This window comes from Cryobacterium arcticum (genome assembly GCF_003185895.1).
Classification (GTDB): Bacteria; Actinomycetota; Actinomycetes; order Actinomycetales; family Microbacteriaceae; genus Cryobacterium; species Cryobacterium arcticum.
In genome coordinates, this window is sequence record NZ_QHLY01000009.1 from 161,275 (window position 1) to 176,590 (window position 15,316).

At 68.0% G+C, this 15,316-nt stretch carries 14 protein-coding genes; 4 read left to right on the top strand and 10 right to left on the bottom strand.

Features of this window, described 5'->3' with window-relative positions:
* Positions 1-145: 145 nt before the first annotated feature.
* The 3 genes from CTB96_RS08805 (at position 146) to glpK (ending at position 4,371) form a co-directional block, all read left to right on the top strand.
* A complete protein-coding gene (locus CTB96_RS08805) occupies positions 146-1,876 on the top strand; it encodes a glycerol-3-phosphate dehydrogenase/oxidase (RefSeq protein ID WP_110126638.1) in 1,731 nt (576 codons plus the stop codon).
* Between the two features lie 139 nt (positions 1,877-2,015).
* On the top strand, positions 2,016-2,780 hold the full coding sequence (locus tag CTB96_RS08810) for an MIP/aquaporin family protein (RefSeq protein WP_110126553.1): 765 nt from the start codon (positions 2,016-2,018) through the stop codon (positions 2,778-2,780).
* A gap of 73 nt (positions 2,781-2,853) precedes the next feature.
* Positions 2,854-4,371: a glycerol kinase GlpK gene (glpK, locus tag CTB96_RS08815; RefSeq protein WP_110126554.1), complete on the top strand. Its 1,518-nt coding sequence runs from the start codon at positions 2,854-2,856 to the stop codon at positions 4,369-4,371.
* A gap of 161 nt (positions 4,372-4,532) precedes the next feature.
* On the opposite strand, the gene CTB96_RS08820 is transcribed toward glpK, so the two are convergent.
* The 10 genes from CTB96_RS08820 to CTB96_RS08865 all read right to left on the bottom strand — a co-directional run bounded on the left by CTB96_RS08820 (position 4,533) and on the right by CTB96_RS08865 (position 14,090).
* Positions 4,533-5,330, bottom strand: coding sequence for an HAD family hydrolase (locus tag CTB96_RS08820; RefSeq protein WP_110126555.1), 798 nt, complete (start codon positions 5,328-5,330; stop codon positions 4,533-4,535).
* Between the two features lie 133 nt (positions 5,331-5,463).
* Positions 5,464-6,102, bottom strand: coding sequence for a GNAT family N-acetyltransferase (locus CTB96_RS08825; protein ID WP_110126556.1), 639 nt, complete (start codon positions 6,100-6,102; stop codon positions 5,464-5,466).
* Between the two features lie 30 nt (positions 6,103-6,132).
* Positions 6,133-7,137 (bottom strand): tryptophan--tRNA ligase, encoded by a 1,005-nt coding sequence (gene trpS, locus CTB96_RS08830; protein WP_110126557.1) that lies wholly within the window; start codon positions 7,135-7,137, stop codon positions 6,133-6,135.
* 52 nt (positions 7,138-7,189) lie between these two features.
* A complete protein-coding gene (locus tag CTB96_RS08835) occupies positions 7,190-8,047 on the bottom strand; it encodes an exodeoxyribonuclease III (RefSeq protein ID WP_110126558.1) in 858 nt (285 codons plus the stop codon).
* A gap of 39 nt (positions 8,048-8,086) precedes the next feature.
* Entirely contained in the window at positions 8,087-9,166 is a 1,080-nt protein-coding gene (locus CTB96_RS08840) for a YihY/virulence factor BrkB family protein (RefSeq protein WP_110126559.1), read from the bottom strand.
* A 90-nt stretch (positions 9,167-9,256) separates the two neighbouring features.
* Entirely contained in the window at positions 9,257-10,018 is a 762-nt protein-coding gene (locus CTB96_RS08845; protein WP_110126560.1) for a succinate dehydrogenase iron-sulfur subunit, read from the bottom strand.
* The gene (sdhA, locus tag CTB96_RS08850; protein WP_248283294.1) at positions 10,018-11,814 is read right to left on the bottom strand and encodes a succinate dehydrogenase flavoprotein subunit; all 1,797 of its coding nucleotides are present in this window, start codon (positions 11,812-11,814) and stop codon (positions 10,018-10,020) included. Before sdhA ends, CTB96_RS08845 begins: the two co-directional genes overlap by 1 nt.
* A 41-nt stretch (positions 11,815-11,855) precedes the next feature.
* Positions 11,856-12,308: a succinate dehydrogenase hydrophobic membrane anchor subunit gene (locus CTB96_RS08855; protein ID WP_110126562.1), complete on the bottom strand. Its 453-nt coding sequence runs from the start codon at positions 12,306-12,308 to the stop codon at positions 11,856-11,858.
* A 14-nt stretch (positions 12,309-12,322) separates the two neighbouring features.
* Entirely contained in the window at positions 12,323-12,739 is a 417-nt protein-coding gene (gene sdhC / locus CTB96_RS08860) for a succinate dehydrogenase, cytochrome b556 subunit (RefSeq protein ID WP_110126639.1), read from the bottom strand.
* A 196-nt stretch (positions 12,740-12,935) separates the two neighbouring features.
* Positions 12,936-14,090, bottom strand: a complete 1,155-nt coding sequence (locus CTB96_RS08865; protein ID WP_110126640.1) for a glycosyltransferase family 4 protein — start codon at positions 14,088-14,090, stop codon at positions 12,936-12,938.
* Positions 14,091-14,168: 78 nt separating this feature from the next.
* Here CTB96_RS08865 and CTB96_RS08870 point away from each other — a divergent pair, with 78 nt between their 5' ends.
* Positions 14,169-15,290, top strand: a complete 1,122-nt coding sequence (locus tag CTB96_RS08870; RefSeq protein ID WP_110126563.1) for a mannose-1-phosphate guanylyltransferase — start codon at positions 14,169-14,171, stop codon at positions 15,288-15,290.
* Positions 15,291-15,316: the final 26 nt, after the last annotated feature.

Genomic DNA, 15,316 nt, shown 5'->3' on the forward strand with positions numbered 1-15,316 from the left:
GACCGTATGTGTTGATCAACTCAAGCTTGATTAATCCACATCGGACCGCCCCCGCGCAAACCCGGCTGGGCATTCCGAGCTAATTCGAGTGGTATTGCGCCTCGGTGCTGCCGTCTCGGATGACGAACAAAGGTAGTGAACAGTGCTGTCAACCCCTCCCTCCTCACCTGCAGACGCTGCCCGATCGGCCCTCCAGGAACGCCCGAACGCCCAGGTTCTCATCATCGGCGCCGGCATCAACGGCATCGCCACCTTCCGTGACCTCGCCCTGCAGGGCGTCGATGTCACCCTCGTCGACCGGGGCGACTACGTCTCCGGCGCCTCGGCCGCGTCGTCGCACATGATCCACGGCGGCATCCGTTACCTCGAGAACGGTGAGTTCCGGCTGGTCAAGGAGTCGGTGACCGAGCGGAACGCGCTGCTGAAGATCGCTCCGCATTATGTGAAGCCGCTCAAGACCACCGTGCCGATGTTCTCCGCGCTCTCCGGGGTGCTCGCCGCCCCGCTGCGGTTCCTCACCCACAAGCAGGGCAAGGCGCAGGAGCGCGGCGCCCTGCTGATCAAGGTGGGGCTGGTGCTCTACGACTCCTTCTCCCGTGACGGCGGCTCCGTGCCCCGGCACGAATTCCACGGCCGCAAGAAGTCCCTGCAGCGCCTGCCGCGGCTGAACCCTGGCCTCAAGTACACGGCCACGTACTACGACGCATCCATGCACGACCCGGAGCGGCTCGCGCTCGACGTGCTTCGCGACGGCCTCGACACCGGCGCGCACGCTCGCAGCGCCAACTACATCGAAGCCGTGGGCATGGACGCCGACGGCGTTCGCCTGCGCAACACCGTCACCGGCGAGGAATTCAGCTTCGCCGCCGACGTCGTGGTGAACACCTCCGGCCCGTGGACCGACCTCACCAACGCGGCCCTCGGCGCGGCCAGCAGCTACATGGGCGGCACCAAGGGCTCGCACATCGTGCTCGACCACCCCGAGCTCCTCGCGGCCACCGGCGGCGGCGAGATCTTCTTCGAGAACAGCGACGGCCGGATCGTGCTCATCTACCCGCTCGCCGGCCGGGTGCTGATCGGCACCACCGACCTCGAGCACGACATGCGCGAACCCATCCGCACCACCGAAGACGAGATCGACTACTTCTTCGACCTGGTCTCGCACGTTTTCCCGGATATCACGGTCGACCGTTCGCACATCGTCTTCCGGTTCTCCGGGGTGCGCCCGCTGCCCCGGCACGACGACGAGGCGCCCGGTTTCGTCTCCCGCGACTACCGCATCGAGTCCAGCCCGCTGGCAGATCGCCCCGGCACCCTGCTCAGCCTGGTGGGCGGCAAGTGGACCACGTTCCGTGCGCTGGCCGAACACCTCAGCGGTGACATCCTCACCCTGCTCGGCCTGCCGCGCCGGGTGTCGACCGAGGGCCTCGCGATCGGCGGCGGCAAGGACTTCCCCAGCACCGAGGCCGCGCACACGGTCTGGCTCGCCGCGCACGGCGACGAGGTCGGCCGCCCCCGCGCCCAGGCCCTGCTCACCCGCTACGGCACCCGAGCGGGCGCGATCATCGACTTCCTCACCGATGCCACGGATGCCCCGCTTGTGCACAATCCGCTGTACACCCGGCGGGAGATCGAGTACCTGGCCGCGGAGGAGCAGGTGACCCACCTGCTCGACCTGCTGCTGCGCCGAACCAGCCTGGCCTTCGTCGGTGGGCTCAGCCTGCCGCTGCTGGAGGAACTGGCCGGCGTGCTGGCTCCCGTGCTCGGCTGGGACGCCGCCCAGAACGCCGCAGAGGTGACCGCGGCAGCCCAGGAGCTCGCCGAGGTGCACGGCGTAGACCTGATGGGCGCGCCAGAGGCCGTTCCGGCCCCGTAATCCAGACGGGAGGTGGGGGACTTCCCCGCCTCCCAATCTGCACAAACGTGCGCCCGGGGCTACCATTCTGCGGTTTTTGGCTCGATAACGTGTCAGGACCGCACAATTTCCCGCGGGCACGCAAACACGAAAGGTCAATGTGGACAATCTCGGTGTTGTATTCCTCTCGGAGCTGGTGGGCACAGCCCTCCTGGTGCTCCTCGGCTGTGGCGTTGTCGCCAACGTCGCCCTCACGAAGAACAAGGGCTTCGGAGCCGGCTTCCTCATGGTCACCATCGGTTGGGGCCTCGCGGTCTTCGCCGGTGTGATCGTCTCGTACAACTCCGGTGCGCACCTGAACCCGGCGGTCACGCTGGGCCTGGTGTCCTCCGGCGCCACCGAGTTCGGCTCGGGTGTGCCGGTGAACGTCGTCTCGGTGCTGGTCTACATCGCTGCCCAGATGATCGGTGCCATCATCGGCGCCGTCGTGGTCTGGCTGGCGTACAAGCAGCACTTCGACCAGGAACCGGAGCCGGCGAACAAGCTCGGCGTCTTCTCCACCGGTCCGGCCATCCGCTCGTACGGCTGGAACCTGGTCACCGAGATCATCGGCACCTTCGTGCTGGTGTTCGTGGTGATCGCGTTCGGCGGCGGTCGCCAGGGTGAGAACGGCGGCCTCGCGGCCCTTGGCGCCCTGCCCGTTGCGCTGCTGGTTATCGTGATCGGCACCTCGCTCGGCGGACCGACCGGCTACGCCATCAACCCGGCCCGTGACCTCGGTCCGCGCATCGCCCACGCCCTGCTACCCATCAAGGGCAAGCGCGGATCCGACTGGTCCTACTCGTGGGTTCCCGTCGCCGGACCCGTCATCGGCGGCGTCTTGGCCGGCTGGGCCTCGCTGGTGCTTCTGCCCATCCTCACCTGACCAGCCCCTCGATTCACCCATCAATCTCAACAACTCAATCTCAACAGCCACGTCCCAACACAGGAGTTCCGACATGAGTGACAAGTACATTTTCGCCATCGACCAGGGCACGACGAGCACCAGGGCCATCATCTTCGACCACTCCGGGTCGATCGTCTCCACCGGCCAGCTCGAGCACGAACAGATCTTCCCGCGGGCCGGCTGGGTCGAACACGACCCGATGGAGATCTGGGGCAACACCCGCCAGGTGATCGGCCAGGCGCTGTCCAAGGCCAACCTCACCCGGCACGACATCGAAGCGGTCGGCATCACCAACCAGCGCGAGACCGCTGTGGTCTGGGACCGCACCACCGGGCTGCCGGTGTACAACGCCATCGTCTGGCAGGACACCCGCACCCAGCCGATCGTCGACCGGCTCGCGGCGGATGGCGGCGGCGACAGGTTCAAGTCCGTCGTGGGCCTGCCGTTGGCCACGTACTTCTCCGGCACCAAGATCGTCTGGATCCTCGAGAACGTCGAGGGTGCCAGGGAGAAGGCCGAACGCGGCGACCTGATGTTCGGCACCACCGACTCCTGGGTGCTCTGGAACCTCACCGGCGGCCTGGAGGGCGGGGTGCACGCCACCGACGTCACCAACGCCAGCCGCACCCTGTTCATGAACCTCGAGACCCTGGAATGGGATGACGAGATCCTGAAGACATTCGGGGTGCCGCGGTCCATGATGCCCGAGATCCGCTCGTCCAGCGAGGTCTACGGCACCGTCAACTCGCACAGCCTGCTGCGCGAGGTGCCGATCGCCGGCATCCTCGGCGACCAGCAGGCGGCCACGTTCGGCCAGGCCGCGTTCGACCAGGGTGAGGCGAAGAACACCTACGGCACCGGTAACTTCCTGATCTTCAACACCGGCACCGAGATCATCCACTCGAAGAACGGCCTGCTCACCACGCTGGGCTACAAGCTCGGCGACGCCGAACCGCACTACGCGCTTGAGGGCTCGATCGCGGTGACCGGCTCGCTGGTGCAGTGGCTGCGCGACAGCCTGGGCCTGATCTCATCGGCGAGCGAGATCGAAACCCTCGCCCGCACCGTGGACGACAACGGTGGCGCCTACTTCGTGCCGGCGTTCAGCGGCCTGTTCGCACCGTACTGGCGCTCGGATGCCCGCGGTGCGCTGGTGGGACTCACCCGCTTCGTGAACAAGGGCCACATCGCCCGGGCGGCGCTGGAGGCCATCGCCTTCCAGACCCGCGAGGTCATCGACGCCGTCAACGCCGACTCCGGTGTTCCGCTGACCGAGCTCAAGGTCGATGGCGGCGCCACCGGCAACAACCTCCTGCTGCAGTTCCAGGCCGACATCCTGGGTGTGCCCGTCGTGCGCCCGGTCGTGGCCGAGACCACCGCGCTCGGCGCCGCCTACGCGGCCGGCCTGGCCGTTGGCTTCTGGAGCGGCCTGGGCGAACTGCGCGCCAACTGGCAGGAAGACGCCCGCTGGGAGCCCGACATGGAGGAGGCCGAGCGCGCCCGTCTGCTGCGCAACTGGAAGAAGGCCATCACCAAGACCCTCGACTGGGTCGACGAGGACGTGCTCTAGCCCCACCAAGCATCCGCTCGGCATCCGCCAGCCGCGCCCATCTGACGCCGCATCCGCCGCCTTTTCCGAGGCGCGCGGGTGCGGCGCCGATTCGCGGGTGGCGCGCCTCGCGCGCAGCGGCGTTTTGCCCGCGAATCGGGCGGCGTCCGCTCGCGCGGTGCCTAGGTCCGCGTGCCGGCGGAGGACTCGGGGGCGAGGAGGTCCGGCAGGGCGGCGAGGGTGGTGAGACGGATGACGCCTCGGTCGCGGGCCTCGACCAGGTCGGCCCCAGGCGGGGGAGGGCCGGCGGAACCGACTCGGTCCAGCCACACGCCGGTGAGCCCCGCGGCCGCGGCGCCGATCGCGTCGGTGCGCAGCCGGTCGCCCACGTACACCGCGGAACCCGGGTCGGCACCGAACAGGGCGCAGGCGTGCCGGAAGATTTCCGGCCGCGGCTTGCTCAGGCCGAACTCGGCCGAGGTGATCACGTGTTCCACCCGGGCGTCCAGGCCCGTGTCGGCCAGTTTCACGCTCTGGTAGGCCAGTTCGCCGTTGGTGATCAGGCCGAACCGCACGCCGGGGATGCGCCGGGCGACCTCGTCCAGGCACGGCAGGGCATCGTCGTGCAGCTGCCAGTGCGCCCGGTAGTGCTCGAAATAGTCGTTGAACCAGGCTGTCGCCTCGGCCTCGGTGAGGTCCACGCCGTGGGCGGCGGCGAAGTCGCGAGCCCGGGCGCTGCGTTGCCCGGCGAAGTCCAGTTCGCCGGCGAGGTAGGCGTGGTAGTGCTGCTCTTCGAGCGCGTTCCAGAGGGCAACGACCGAGTGCGGGTCGGCGGCCGCACCCCGGCCACCCTGCGCGGCGACGTGGCCGAGGATGCCCGCGGCTACGGCCGCCCGGTGCGCGAACAGGGTGTCGTCCAGGTCGAACAGCACCAGTCGGGGAGCGACCGGTTCAGTCGGCACCGTCCGGGCCGGGCGCATTACAGCCTCAGTGGCCTGTGCCGCCTCAGCTTGCGCGGCCGCCGCAGCATTCACTGTGGCTGCGACCCCCTCCGTCCCAGCGCTCACAGTGACCTCACCGGGCACAGCAGCGCGCAGGCGCGTGCGGCGGCGCTCACGCGGCCGTCACCGCAGCCGGCCAGCCCGGGCGCGGTGTGCGGTCGTCAGCGGCGTGCAGGATGCCGTGCCACGACATGGGATGCGACCCGTCGCGGTAGGCCGGTCGGGCCGGTGCCTCGGTGGTGAAGCTGAAGCCGGCCTTGCGCGCGGCCCGGGCCGAGCCGAGGTTGCCGGCCACGCACTCCCAGTGCACAGCATCGAGCAGGCCGCCGGCGAACGCCCAGTCCAGCACCAGTCGTTCTGCCTCCACCATCAGGCCCTGGCCTCGGTGCGGGGCGCCGAGCCAGAAGCCGATCGAGCCGGTGCGGGCGCCGGTACCGGCGGCCCGCCGGGGCGGCAGGCTCAGGCTGATCACACCGAGCAACGGCGACCGCGTCGCGCCCGGCACCCCAGGCACGGCCGCCGGCGCAACCGGAGCCCGCAGCGCCCAGGTGTACTCGTTGTCGTCGGCCCAGCCGGAGGGCACATGCCCGGAGATGAAGCCGGTGGCATCCTCCGGCCGGTAGGGCCACGGCATGGCCGCCAGGTACCCCTTGAACAGCGGGTCCTGGCAGTACTCGAAGACCAGGTCGGCATCCTCCGGGCGCGGCTGGTCGAGGCGCAGTAGTGGCGACGACAACTCAACGGGTCGCATCAACTCACCTCCACCGGTCCGGTCACGCTATCAGCGCCGGGGCAGGAAGCCCATGCGCTCGAATGCTGTCGCCAGGGTGACATCGGCTACGGCTGCGGCCTTGTCGGCATTGCCGGCCAGGATCCGGTCCAGTTCGGCCGGGTCGTCGAGCAGCTCGAGCGTGCGCCCCCGGATCGCGCCGAAGGTCTCGGTGACCACCTCGGCCAGGCCCTTCTTGAAGTCACCGTAGCCCTTGCCGGCATATTCGTTCTCGAGCGACTCCACCGAGCGCTCCGCCATCACCGAGTAGATCGTCAGCAGGTTGGCCACCCCGGGCTTGTTCTCCCGGTCGAAGACCACACCGCCCTCGGCGTCGGTCACGGCGCGCATGATCTTCTTGGCCGTCACGGACGGCTCGTCGAGCATCCAGATCACGCCGGCGTGCGACTCGGCCGACTTCGACATCTTCGACGTCGGGTTCTGCAGGTCGTAGATCTTCGCGGTATCGCGGATGATCGAGGCTTCGGGCATGGTGAAAGTGTCGCCGAAACGGGAGTTGAACCGGGCGGCCAGGTCGCGGGTGAGCTCAACATGCTGGCGCTGGTCTTCGCCGACCGGCACGATCTCGCTCTGGAACAGCAGGATGTCGGCGGCCATCAGCACCGGGTACGCGAAGAGGCCGACGGTGGTGGCGTCGGCGCCCTGCTTCAAGGACTTGTCCTTGAACTGGGTCATCCGGCTGGCCTCACCGAAGCCGGTGATGCTGTTCAGCGCCCAGGCCAGCTGGGCGTGCGCGGCCACATGCGACTGCACGTACAGGGTGGATTCGGCCGGGTCGATGCCGGCGGCGATGTACTGGGCGGCGGTGGCGCGAGTGTTCTCGCGCAGCTTGGCCGGGTCCTGCGCCACGGTGATGGCGTGCAGGTCCACGATCGAGAAGAACGCGTCGTGGGTCTGCTGCAGCTTCTTCCAGTTCAGCAGCGCACCGATGTAGTTGCCGATCTGCAGGGAGTCGGCGGAGGGCTGCATGCCGGAGTAGAGGCGGGTCTTGGTCATGATGGGGTGTCTTTCGTCAAGCGGTGGGCCGCAATAGCGGCGAGGAGAAGAATCAGATGGCGTAGTCGACGACCACGGGGGCGTGGTCACTCCAGCGCTGGTCGTAGGCATCCGCCCGGTCGACCGTGTAATTAACGACGGATGCCGCCAGTGCGGGCGTCGCGAGCTGGTAGTCGATGCGCCAACCGGTGTCGTTGTCGAAGGCCTGGCCCCGCCACGACCACCAGGTGAACGGTCCGTCCACTTCGCCAGCGGCCTTGCGACCGATGTCGACCCAGCCGAGGCCGGCACCGTTGTTGTAGTCGGTCTCGTCTTCGGCGCCCAGGATCTTGTCGAAGTAGGCGCGTTCCTCGGGCAGGAAGCCGGCCCGCTTCACGTTGCCCTTCCAGTTCTTGATGTCGAACCGGCGGTGACCCACGTTCAGGTCGCCGAGCACCACGACCCGGTCGCTGTGCGCGGCCAGTTCGGGCAGGCGGGTGAGCATGGAGTCGAGGAAGGTGAACTTCTCGACCTGCTTGGGGGTGTCCACCTCGCCGGAGTGCACGTAGGTGCTCACCACGGTTACGATCTTGCCGTTGACTTCGTAGTCGGCCTCGAGCCAGCGGCCGGCGCTGTCGAAGTCGGGGTGGCCCAGTTCGACCCGGTGGATCGAGGCGCTCTTCCGGCTGGCGATCGCCACGCCCGCGCGGCCCTTGGCCGACGCGGCATCATGCAGGATGCTCCACTCCGGGCCGAGCAGGCCTTCGATATCTTCCGTCGACGCGCGCACTTCCTGGATCGCCAGGATGTCGACGTCCCGGGTGGCGAGCCAGTCGCCCATGCCCTTGCGGAACGCGGCGCGGATGCCGTTGGTGTTGATGCTGGCGATGCGAAGCGGCTGGGTGGAATCTGTAACGGGAGAAGACGGCATGGGCCGATTCTACCGAGTGCCGCCGACAGCGGCTGGGGTCTACCGCTCGGCCGGCTCGGTCACGCCGTACTTCTCGGCGCGCTGCTGCGCCTTCTTCAGCCGGCGGTTGCTGGCGGGCCGTTGCAGCCAGGATGCGCCCTCCCGCGCCAGCCGGGCCTGCCGCAGTTCCACGGTCGCGGCCAGGCGGAGCGCCTCGGCTTCCTTCTCTTCTTCGAGTTTCTTCGCCTCGTCTGCGTTCAGGCTCGACGGCGGGATGCCGGCATCGTTCATGCCGACCGCGATCCAGGAGGCCGAGATCAGGGTGACGGTGGAGGTGAGGTTGAACCAGATCAACAGACCGATGATCACCGCAAAACCGGCCAGCAACGGGTTCTTGGCCGCACCGCCGAGCAGGGCGGCGCCGAGCACTTTGAGCACACCCAGCGCCACGGCGCCCAGCAGCGACCCGACCAGCAGATTCCGCAACGGAATACGCACGTGCGAGAGCACCCGGAACAGGGCGGCGAGGGTGATGGTGTCGATGATGAGCACGATCAGCAGCGCCACGCCCTGGGTGGAGGCGATGAACCAGAACGAGTCGGTGCCCTGGCCGAGCAGCCCCAGGAACCAGCGCAGCGCTTCGGTGCTCAGGATCGAGATCACGGCGGATACCACCAGGGCGAGTCCGAAGAGCAGGCCGAGGCCGAGCTCGCGCAGTTTGACCAGCACGAAGAAGGTGGTTTCCTGGCCCATCCCGAAGATGCCGCGTACGGCCTGCGAGGTGGTGTTCAACCAGCCGAGGGTGGTCGCGAGCAGGCCGACGAGGGCGATGGCGCTGCTCCAGGTGAGCGCTCCGGTGTTGCCCAGGGTGTCCTGGTCCACCACGCCACTGCCATCCGTGCCGATCAGGCCGGGTACGGACTTGTTGATCAGCACGAACAGCTGGTCCATCAGCTGGGGGTTGCTGGCCAGCCACAGCCCGGCGACGGAGAAGACCAGCCAGAGCGCGGCGAAGATCGCGAAGATCGCCTGGTAGGCCATGCCGGCGGCGAGCACGGGCCCGCGGCTCTGGCCGAAATGGGTGTACACCCGCGCCGGCCGGGACTCCATGACGCGCTTGACGAGGTCACCGATCTTCATCGCCCCAGCCTAGCCAGAGGGCGCGGCCGCCCCGGGCGTTAACGACGAACGGCGGCCAGATGGCCGCCGTTCGTTAGGAACTCGTAAGGGTTACGGCTTGCCGCGCATGATCGCCTGCTTGACCTCGGCGATGGCCTGGGTCACCTGGATGCCACGCGGGCAGGCTTCGGTGCAGTTGAAGGTGGTGCGGCAGCGCCACACGCCTTCCTTGTCATTGAGGATGTCGAGGCGCACGGCGGCGTTCTCGTCGCGGGAGTCGAAGATGAACCGGTGCGCGTTCACGATCGCGGCCGGGCCGAAGTACTGTCCGTCGGTCCAGAACACCGGGCAGCTTGACGTGCACGCGGCGCAGAGGATGCACTTGGTGGTGTCGTCGAAGCGCTCGCGCTGGGCGACGGTCTGGATGCGCTCCTTGCCGTCCTTGGGCGTGTTCTGCGCCATCAGGAACGGCTGCACCTCGCGGAAGGACGCGAAGAACGGCTCCATGTCCACGATCAGGTCCTTCTCCAGCGGCAGGCCCTTGATCGCCTCGACGGTGACCGGCTTGGTGATGTCGAGGTCCTTGATCAGGGTCTTGCAGGCCAGCCGGTTGCGGCCGTTGATGCGCATCGCATCCGAGCCGCAGATGCCGTGCGCGCAGGAGCGACGGAAGCTCAAACTGCCGTCCTGTTCCCACTTGATCTTGTGCAGGGCATCCAGGATGCGGTCGGTGGCGTACATCTCGACGTCGAAGTTCTCCCAGTGCGGTTCGTCATCGACCTCCGGGTTGAACCGGCGCACCGAGAGGGTGACCGTGAACGACTGGATCTCTTCGGGAACGGCCGGGGGGCTCTCGAGGGTGGGGGTGCTCACTAGTACTTCCTCTCCATCGGCTGGTAGCGCGTAATGGTCACGGGCTTCCAGTCGAGCGAAATGTGGTCGGCCGCATCCGCCGACAGGGCGTCGCCGGACAGGTAGGCCATGGTGTGCTGCATGTAGTTGACGTCGTCGCGCAGCGGGTAGTCGTCGCGCATGTGGCCGCCGCGGCTTTCCTTGCGGTTGCGGGCGGAGTACACGACCACTTCGGCCAGGTCGAGCAGGAAGCCCAGTTCGACGGCCTCGAGCAGGTCGGTGTTGAACCGGCGGCCCTTGTCCTGCACGCCGATGTTCTTGTAACGCTCGCGCAGGGTGTGGATGATCTCGGTCACTTCGCGCAGGGACTCGTCGGTGCGGAACACCTGCGCCTTGGCGTCCATGACTTCCTGCAGCTCGCGACGGAGCACCGCGATGCGTTCGGTGCCGGTGGAGGTGCGGATGGTGGCGAGCAGCTCGCGCACGAACTTGGCCGGGTCCTCGGGCAGCGGCACGAACTCGGCCGTCTTGACGTACTCGACGGCGTTGTTGCCGGCGCGCTTGCCGAACACGTTGATGTCCAGCAGCGAGTTGGTGCCCAGCCGGTTGGAGCCGTGCACCGAGACGCAGGCGCATTCGCCGGCCGCGTAGAGGCCGGGAACGACGGTGGTGTTGTCGCGCAGCACCTCGGCCTTGACGTTGGTGGGGATGCCACCCATGGCGTAGTGCGCGGTGGGCATCACGGGCACCGGCTCTGTCACCGGGTCGACACCGAGGTAGGTGCGGGCGAACTCGGTGATGTCTGGCAGCTTGGTCTCGAGCACTTCTGCACCCAGGTGGGTGCAGTCCAGGTAGACGTAGTCCTTGTTCGGACCGGCGCCGCGGCCCTCCGCGACCTCCTTGACCATGCACCGGGCCACGATGTCACGCGGGGCGAGGTCCTTGATGGTGGGTGCATATCGTTCCATGAACCGCTCGCCGGAGGCGTTGCGGAGGATCGCGCCCTCACCGCGAGCACCCTCGGTGAGCAGGATGCCCAGGCCCGCGAGGCCGGTCGGGTGGAACTGGAAGAACTCCATGTCCTCCAGCGGCAGGCCCTTGCGCCAGATGATGCCCACACCGTCGCCGGTGAGGGTGTGCGCGTTCGAGGTGGTCTTGTAGATCTTGCCGAAACCGCCGGTGGCGAAGATGAACGCCTTGCCGGAGAAGACGTGCAGTTCACCGCTGGCGAGGTCGTAGGCGACCACACCGGAGGGCTGGTCGACGCCGTCGACGTTGGTCATGATCAGGTCGAGCACGTAGAACTCGTTGAAGAAGTTGATGCCGCGCTTGACGCAGTTCTGGTACAGCGTCTGCAGGATCATGTGGCCGGTGCGGTCGGCGGCGTAGCAGGCGCGGCGCACCGGGCTCTTGCCGTGGTCACGGGTGTGGCCGCCGAAGCGGCGCTGGTCGATCTTGCCCTCTGGGGTGCGGTTGAACGGCAGGCCCATGTTTTCGAGGTCGATGACGGCGTCGATGGCTTCCTTGGCGAGGATCTCCGCCGCGTCCTGGTCGACGAGGTAGTCGCCGCCCTTGACGGTGTCGAAGGTGTGCCACTCCCAGTTGTCTTCCTCCACGTTCGCCAGTGCGGCGGCCATGCCGCCCTGCGCTGCACCGGTGTGCGAGCGGGTGGGGTAGAGCTTGGAGATCACGGCGGTGGATGCGTTCGGTCCGGCCTCGATGGCGGCCCGCATGCCCGCCCCTCCCGCTCCGATGATCACGATGTCGAACTGGTGGTAGTGCACCCCGTCGACGATGGTGGATTCGGGATTGGTCACAGGTGCATCCGTCATGGAAGTGTTTGCAGCTCCTTGGGGGCCTAGAGGGCCTGGCAGAAAGTGGGAAGAAGGTCGGCAGGCTGGCCGGCCGGGCAGGCGTCGAAGGTGAACACCACGAGGGTGCCGAGCACGATCAGCACGACCACGGCGACGAGGATCGCCGACTTGAGAATGCCGCGGGCGACCCGGGTGGTGGCGTAGTCGTTCACCAGGGTGCGCATGCCGTTGCCGCCGTGGATCAGGGCGAGCCAGAGCATCGACACGTCCCACCACTGCCAGAACGGGTTGGACAGCTTGCCGGCGACGAAGGCGAAGTCCAGGGCGCTGACGCCCTCGCCCACCAGGAGGTTCACGAACAGGTGGCCGAAGATCAGCACGACCAGCACAACGCCGGAGACGCGCATGTAGATCCAGCCCCACTTCTCCCAGTTCACACCGTTCTTACGCGGGGCGCGGGCGTACGGGCTGCGGGGGGCTGCGATTGTCGAAGTCATAATCTCGAGGCCTCCTAGTGGCTGAACACGTTGATCAGGTGGCGGGGAGCGAAGCCGATCATGGTGATCACCCAGAGCCCGATTACGACGTAGAACAGCACCCGCTGGTACTTGGCGTTCCAGAAGTCGATGGCGATGATCCGCAGGCCGTTGAAGGCGTGGAAGACGATCGCGGCGACGAGGGCGGTCTCGCCCAGGCCCATCAGCGGGGTCTGGTACTGGCTGATCACGGCGTTGTACGCCTCGGGGCTGACCCGCACGAGGGCGGTGTCGAGAATGTGCACCAGCAGGAAGAAGAAGATCGCCACCCCGGTGATGCGGTGCAGCACCCAGGACCACATGCCCTCTCGGCCACGGTAGAGCGTTCCGGCCGGGCGACGCGAGGCCGTCTTCCGCTTGGCTGTCAGGGTCTCTGCCGAATTCTGTGGCATGACCAACCCTCCCTGGCTGAGTCGTGACCCCTGCAAGAACGAGGTGTCATCGTTGAACAAACACGTATCGACATTCTATGTCTCGACAACGAGATAAGTCTGGTTAGGGCTGCCTTACCGGATGCGACGGGCCGCGGTGACCAGAGGCTTTGGACCCTGTCTTACGAGCAGGTTCAATCGCCGCCGGGGGTGCCGGTCAGCGGCGTTGGGCGGCCGGTACCAGCGTCTCGGCCTGCAGGCTCAGGCCCTCGTCGATCACCTGCTGGTAGAAGCCGAACAGGCTGCCGCACACGTTCTCCCAGCTGCGACCGAGTACCGCGCGCCGGCCGGCCTCGCCCATCCGGTGCCGCAGCGCGCTGTCGGCCACGAGTACGGCCACGTGCCGGCGCAGGTCACGGTCGTCGTCGGGGGTGAAGAGGAAGCCGTCGGTGCCGTGCTCGATCAGGTCGATCGGGCCGCCGGCGCGCGGGGCGACGACCGGAAGCCCGGCGGCGTGGGCTTCCTGCAGGGTCTGTCCGAAGGTCTCCTCCGTGCCGGCGTGCACGAACAGGTCGAAGCTGGCGTAGGCGGCGGCCAGCTCAGCCCCGGCGAGCCGGCCGAGCCAGGTCACCGGCATGCCGGCGAGTGCCTTGGCCACCAGGGGAGTGGACGGGCCGTCGCCGACCAGGGCGATGCTGATGCCGGCCAGGCCCCGGAGCGCCCTGAGCCGTTCCACCTGTTTCTCCGGGGCGATCCGGCCGACGTACCCGATCACCACCTCGTTATTCGGGGCGAGCCTCCGGCGCAGCGCTGCCACGGCGGGGTCCCGCCGGTTGTTGGGGTGGTAGCCGTCCAAGTCCACGCCCCGGGCCCAACGGTCCAGGCGCTGCACCCCGATACGGCGGAGGTCCCGCATCGACGCCGTCGAGGGCACCAGGGTGAGGTCGGCGCCGTCGTGCACCCACTTGACGAACCGCCAGGCCAGACGAGTGGCCTGGCCGAGGTGGTTGCGACTGGCGTAACCGGCCACATCCGTCTGGAACACGGCCACGCTCGGCACTCCGAGGCGCCGGGCGGCGGCGATGCCCTGGGCGCCGAGTAGGAAGGGAGACGCCGCGTGCAGCACGTCGGGTCGGAAGTCGGCCAGCAGCCGCAGCACCCGCGGGTTGGGCAGCCCGACCGGGAACTGGCGGTAGGACAGCGCGGGCACTGTGTGCACCGGAAACCCCGCGAAACTGGCCGGGGCGCCGGACGGCGCGATCACCATGGCCTCGTGTCCGGTGCGGCGCAGTTCCTGCAACACCTTGCAGACGCTGGTGGTGACCCCGCTGATGGTGGGGAGGAAGCTTTCACTGACGACGGCAACCCTCATGCCGTCACAGTAGGCAGCGCGCACAACAGCCCGGTGAACCATTGATGAACAGGGGCAGAGGACCGGTAGTCTGGCGCAATGTCCCACTCCACTGACGCCCTCGCCCGCTTCTACAGTGTGATCCCCGCCGGCGGGATCGGCTCACGACTGTGGCCGCTGTCCCGAGCGGATGCGCCCAAGTTCCTGCACGACCTCACCGGCAGCGGCCAGACCCTGCTGCGCGCCACCTGGGACCGCCTGGCACCTCTCGCCGGCGACCAGCGCATCATGGTCGTCACCGGGCGCGCGCACCGCGCCGCCGTCGAGGACCAGCTGCCCGAACTCGCCGACCTGAACGTGGTGCTCGAGAGCGAACCACGGGACTCGTCCGCTGCGATCGGCCTCGCCGCCGCGATCCTCGAACGCCGGGAGCCCGGCGTGATCATCGGCTCGTTCGCCGCCGACCACGTGATCAAGGGACCGGCCGCGTTCCGCCAGGCCGTGGTCGAGGCGATCGCCGCCGCCGACACCGGCCTCATCGTCACCATCGGCATCCAGCCCACCGAGCCGGCGATCGGCTTCGGCTATATCAAGACCGGCGCGGCGCTCGACATCGACGGCGCCCCGAGCGCCCAGTCGGTCAACTCGTTCGTGGAGAAGCCCAGCGTCGCCACCGCCAAGCGTTACCTCTCCAGCGGCCAGTACCTCTGGAACGCCGGCATGTTCATCGCCCGCGCCGACCGCCTGCTCGAGGAGATCGGCGCGTCGGAGCCCGAACTGCTCGCCGGCCTGCTCGAACTCGCCGAAGCCTGGGACACCCCGCGCCGCGGCGCCGTCGTCGACCAGGTCTGGCCCAAGCTCAAGAAGATCGCCATCGACTACTCGGTGGCGGAGCCCATCGCCGCGAAGGGCGGCCTGGCCGTGATCCCCGGTCAGTTCGACTGGGACGACGTGGGCGACTTCGCGTCGATCGCCAAGATCCACGCCAACGGACGCAAGCGCGACCTGGCGATCCTCGGCGAGGGCGCCCGGGTGCTCGCCGACTCCTCCAGCGGCATCGTGGTCAGCCACACCAAGCGCATGATCGCCCTGATCGGGGTGGAGGACATCGTCGTGGTCGACACCCCCGACGCGCTGCTGGTGACCACGAGCGCGAACGCCCAGAAGGTCAAGGCCGTCGTCGACGCTCTCCGGCTCTCCGGCAGCTCGGATGTGCTCTAGACGTCTGCGAGGCTTTCTCAGGATTT

Bases quoted from the DNA above. Each gene is read 5' to 3' on its own strand.
- trpS (WP_110126557.1), bottom strand. From the start codon at position 7,137: ATGACCAAGACCCGCCTCTACTCCGGCATGCAGCCCTCCGCCGACTCC.
- CTB96_RS08865 (WP_110126640.1), bottom strand. From the start codon at position 14,090: ATGAGGGTTGCCGTCGTCAGTGAAAGCTTCCTCCCCACCATCAGCGGG.
- CTB96_RS08855 (WP_110126562.1), bottom strand. From the start codon at position 12,308: ATGACTTCGACAATCGCAGCCCCCCGCAGCCCGTACGCCCGCGCCCCG.
- glpK (WP_110126554.1), top strand. From the start codon at position 2,854: ATGAGTGACAAGTACATTTTCGCCATCGACCAGGGCACGACGAGCACC.
- CTB96_RS08820 (WP_110126555.1), bottom strand. From the start codon at position 5,330: ATGCGCCCGGCCCGGACGGTGCCGACTGAACCGGTCGCTCCCCGACTG.
- CTB96_RS08835 (WP_110126558.1), bottom strand. From the start codon at position 8,047: ATGCCGTCTTCTCCCGTTACAGATTCCACCCAGCCGCTTCGCATCGCC.
- CTB96_RS08840 (WP_110126559.1), bottom strand. From the start codon at position 9,166: ATGAAGATCGGTGACCTCGTCAAGCGCGTCATGGAGTCCCGGCCGGCG.
- sdhC (WP_110126639.1), bottom strand. From the start codon at position 12,739: ATGCCACAGAATTCGGCAGAGACCCTGACAGCCAAGCGGAAGACGGCC.
- CTB96_RS08825 (WP_110126556.1), bottom strand. From the start codon at position 6,102: ATGCGACCCGTTGAGTTGTCGTCGCCACTACTGCGCCTCGACCAGCCG.
- CTB96_RS08870 (WP_110126563.1), top strand. From the start codon at position 14,169: ATGTCCCACTCCACTGACGCCCTCGCCCGCTTCTACAGTGTGATCCCC.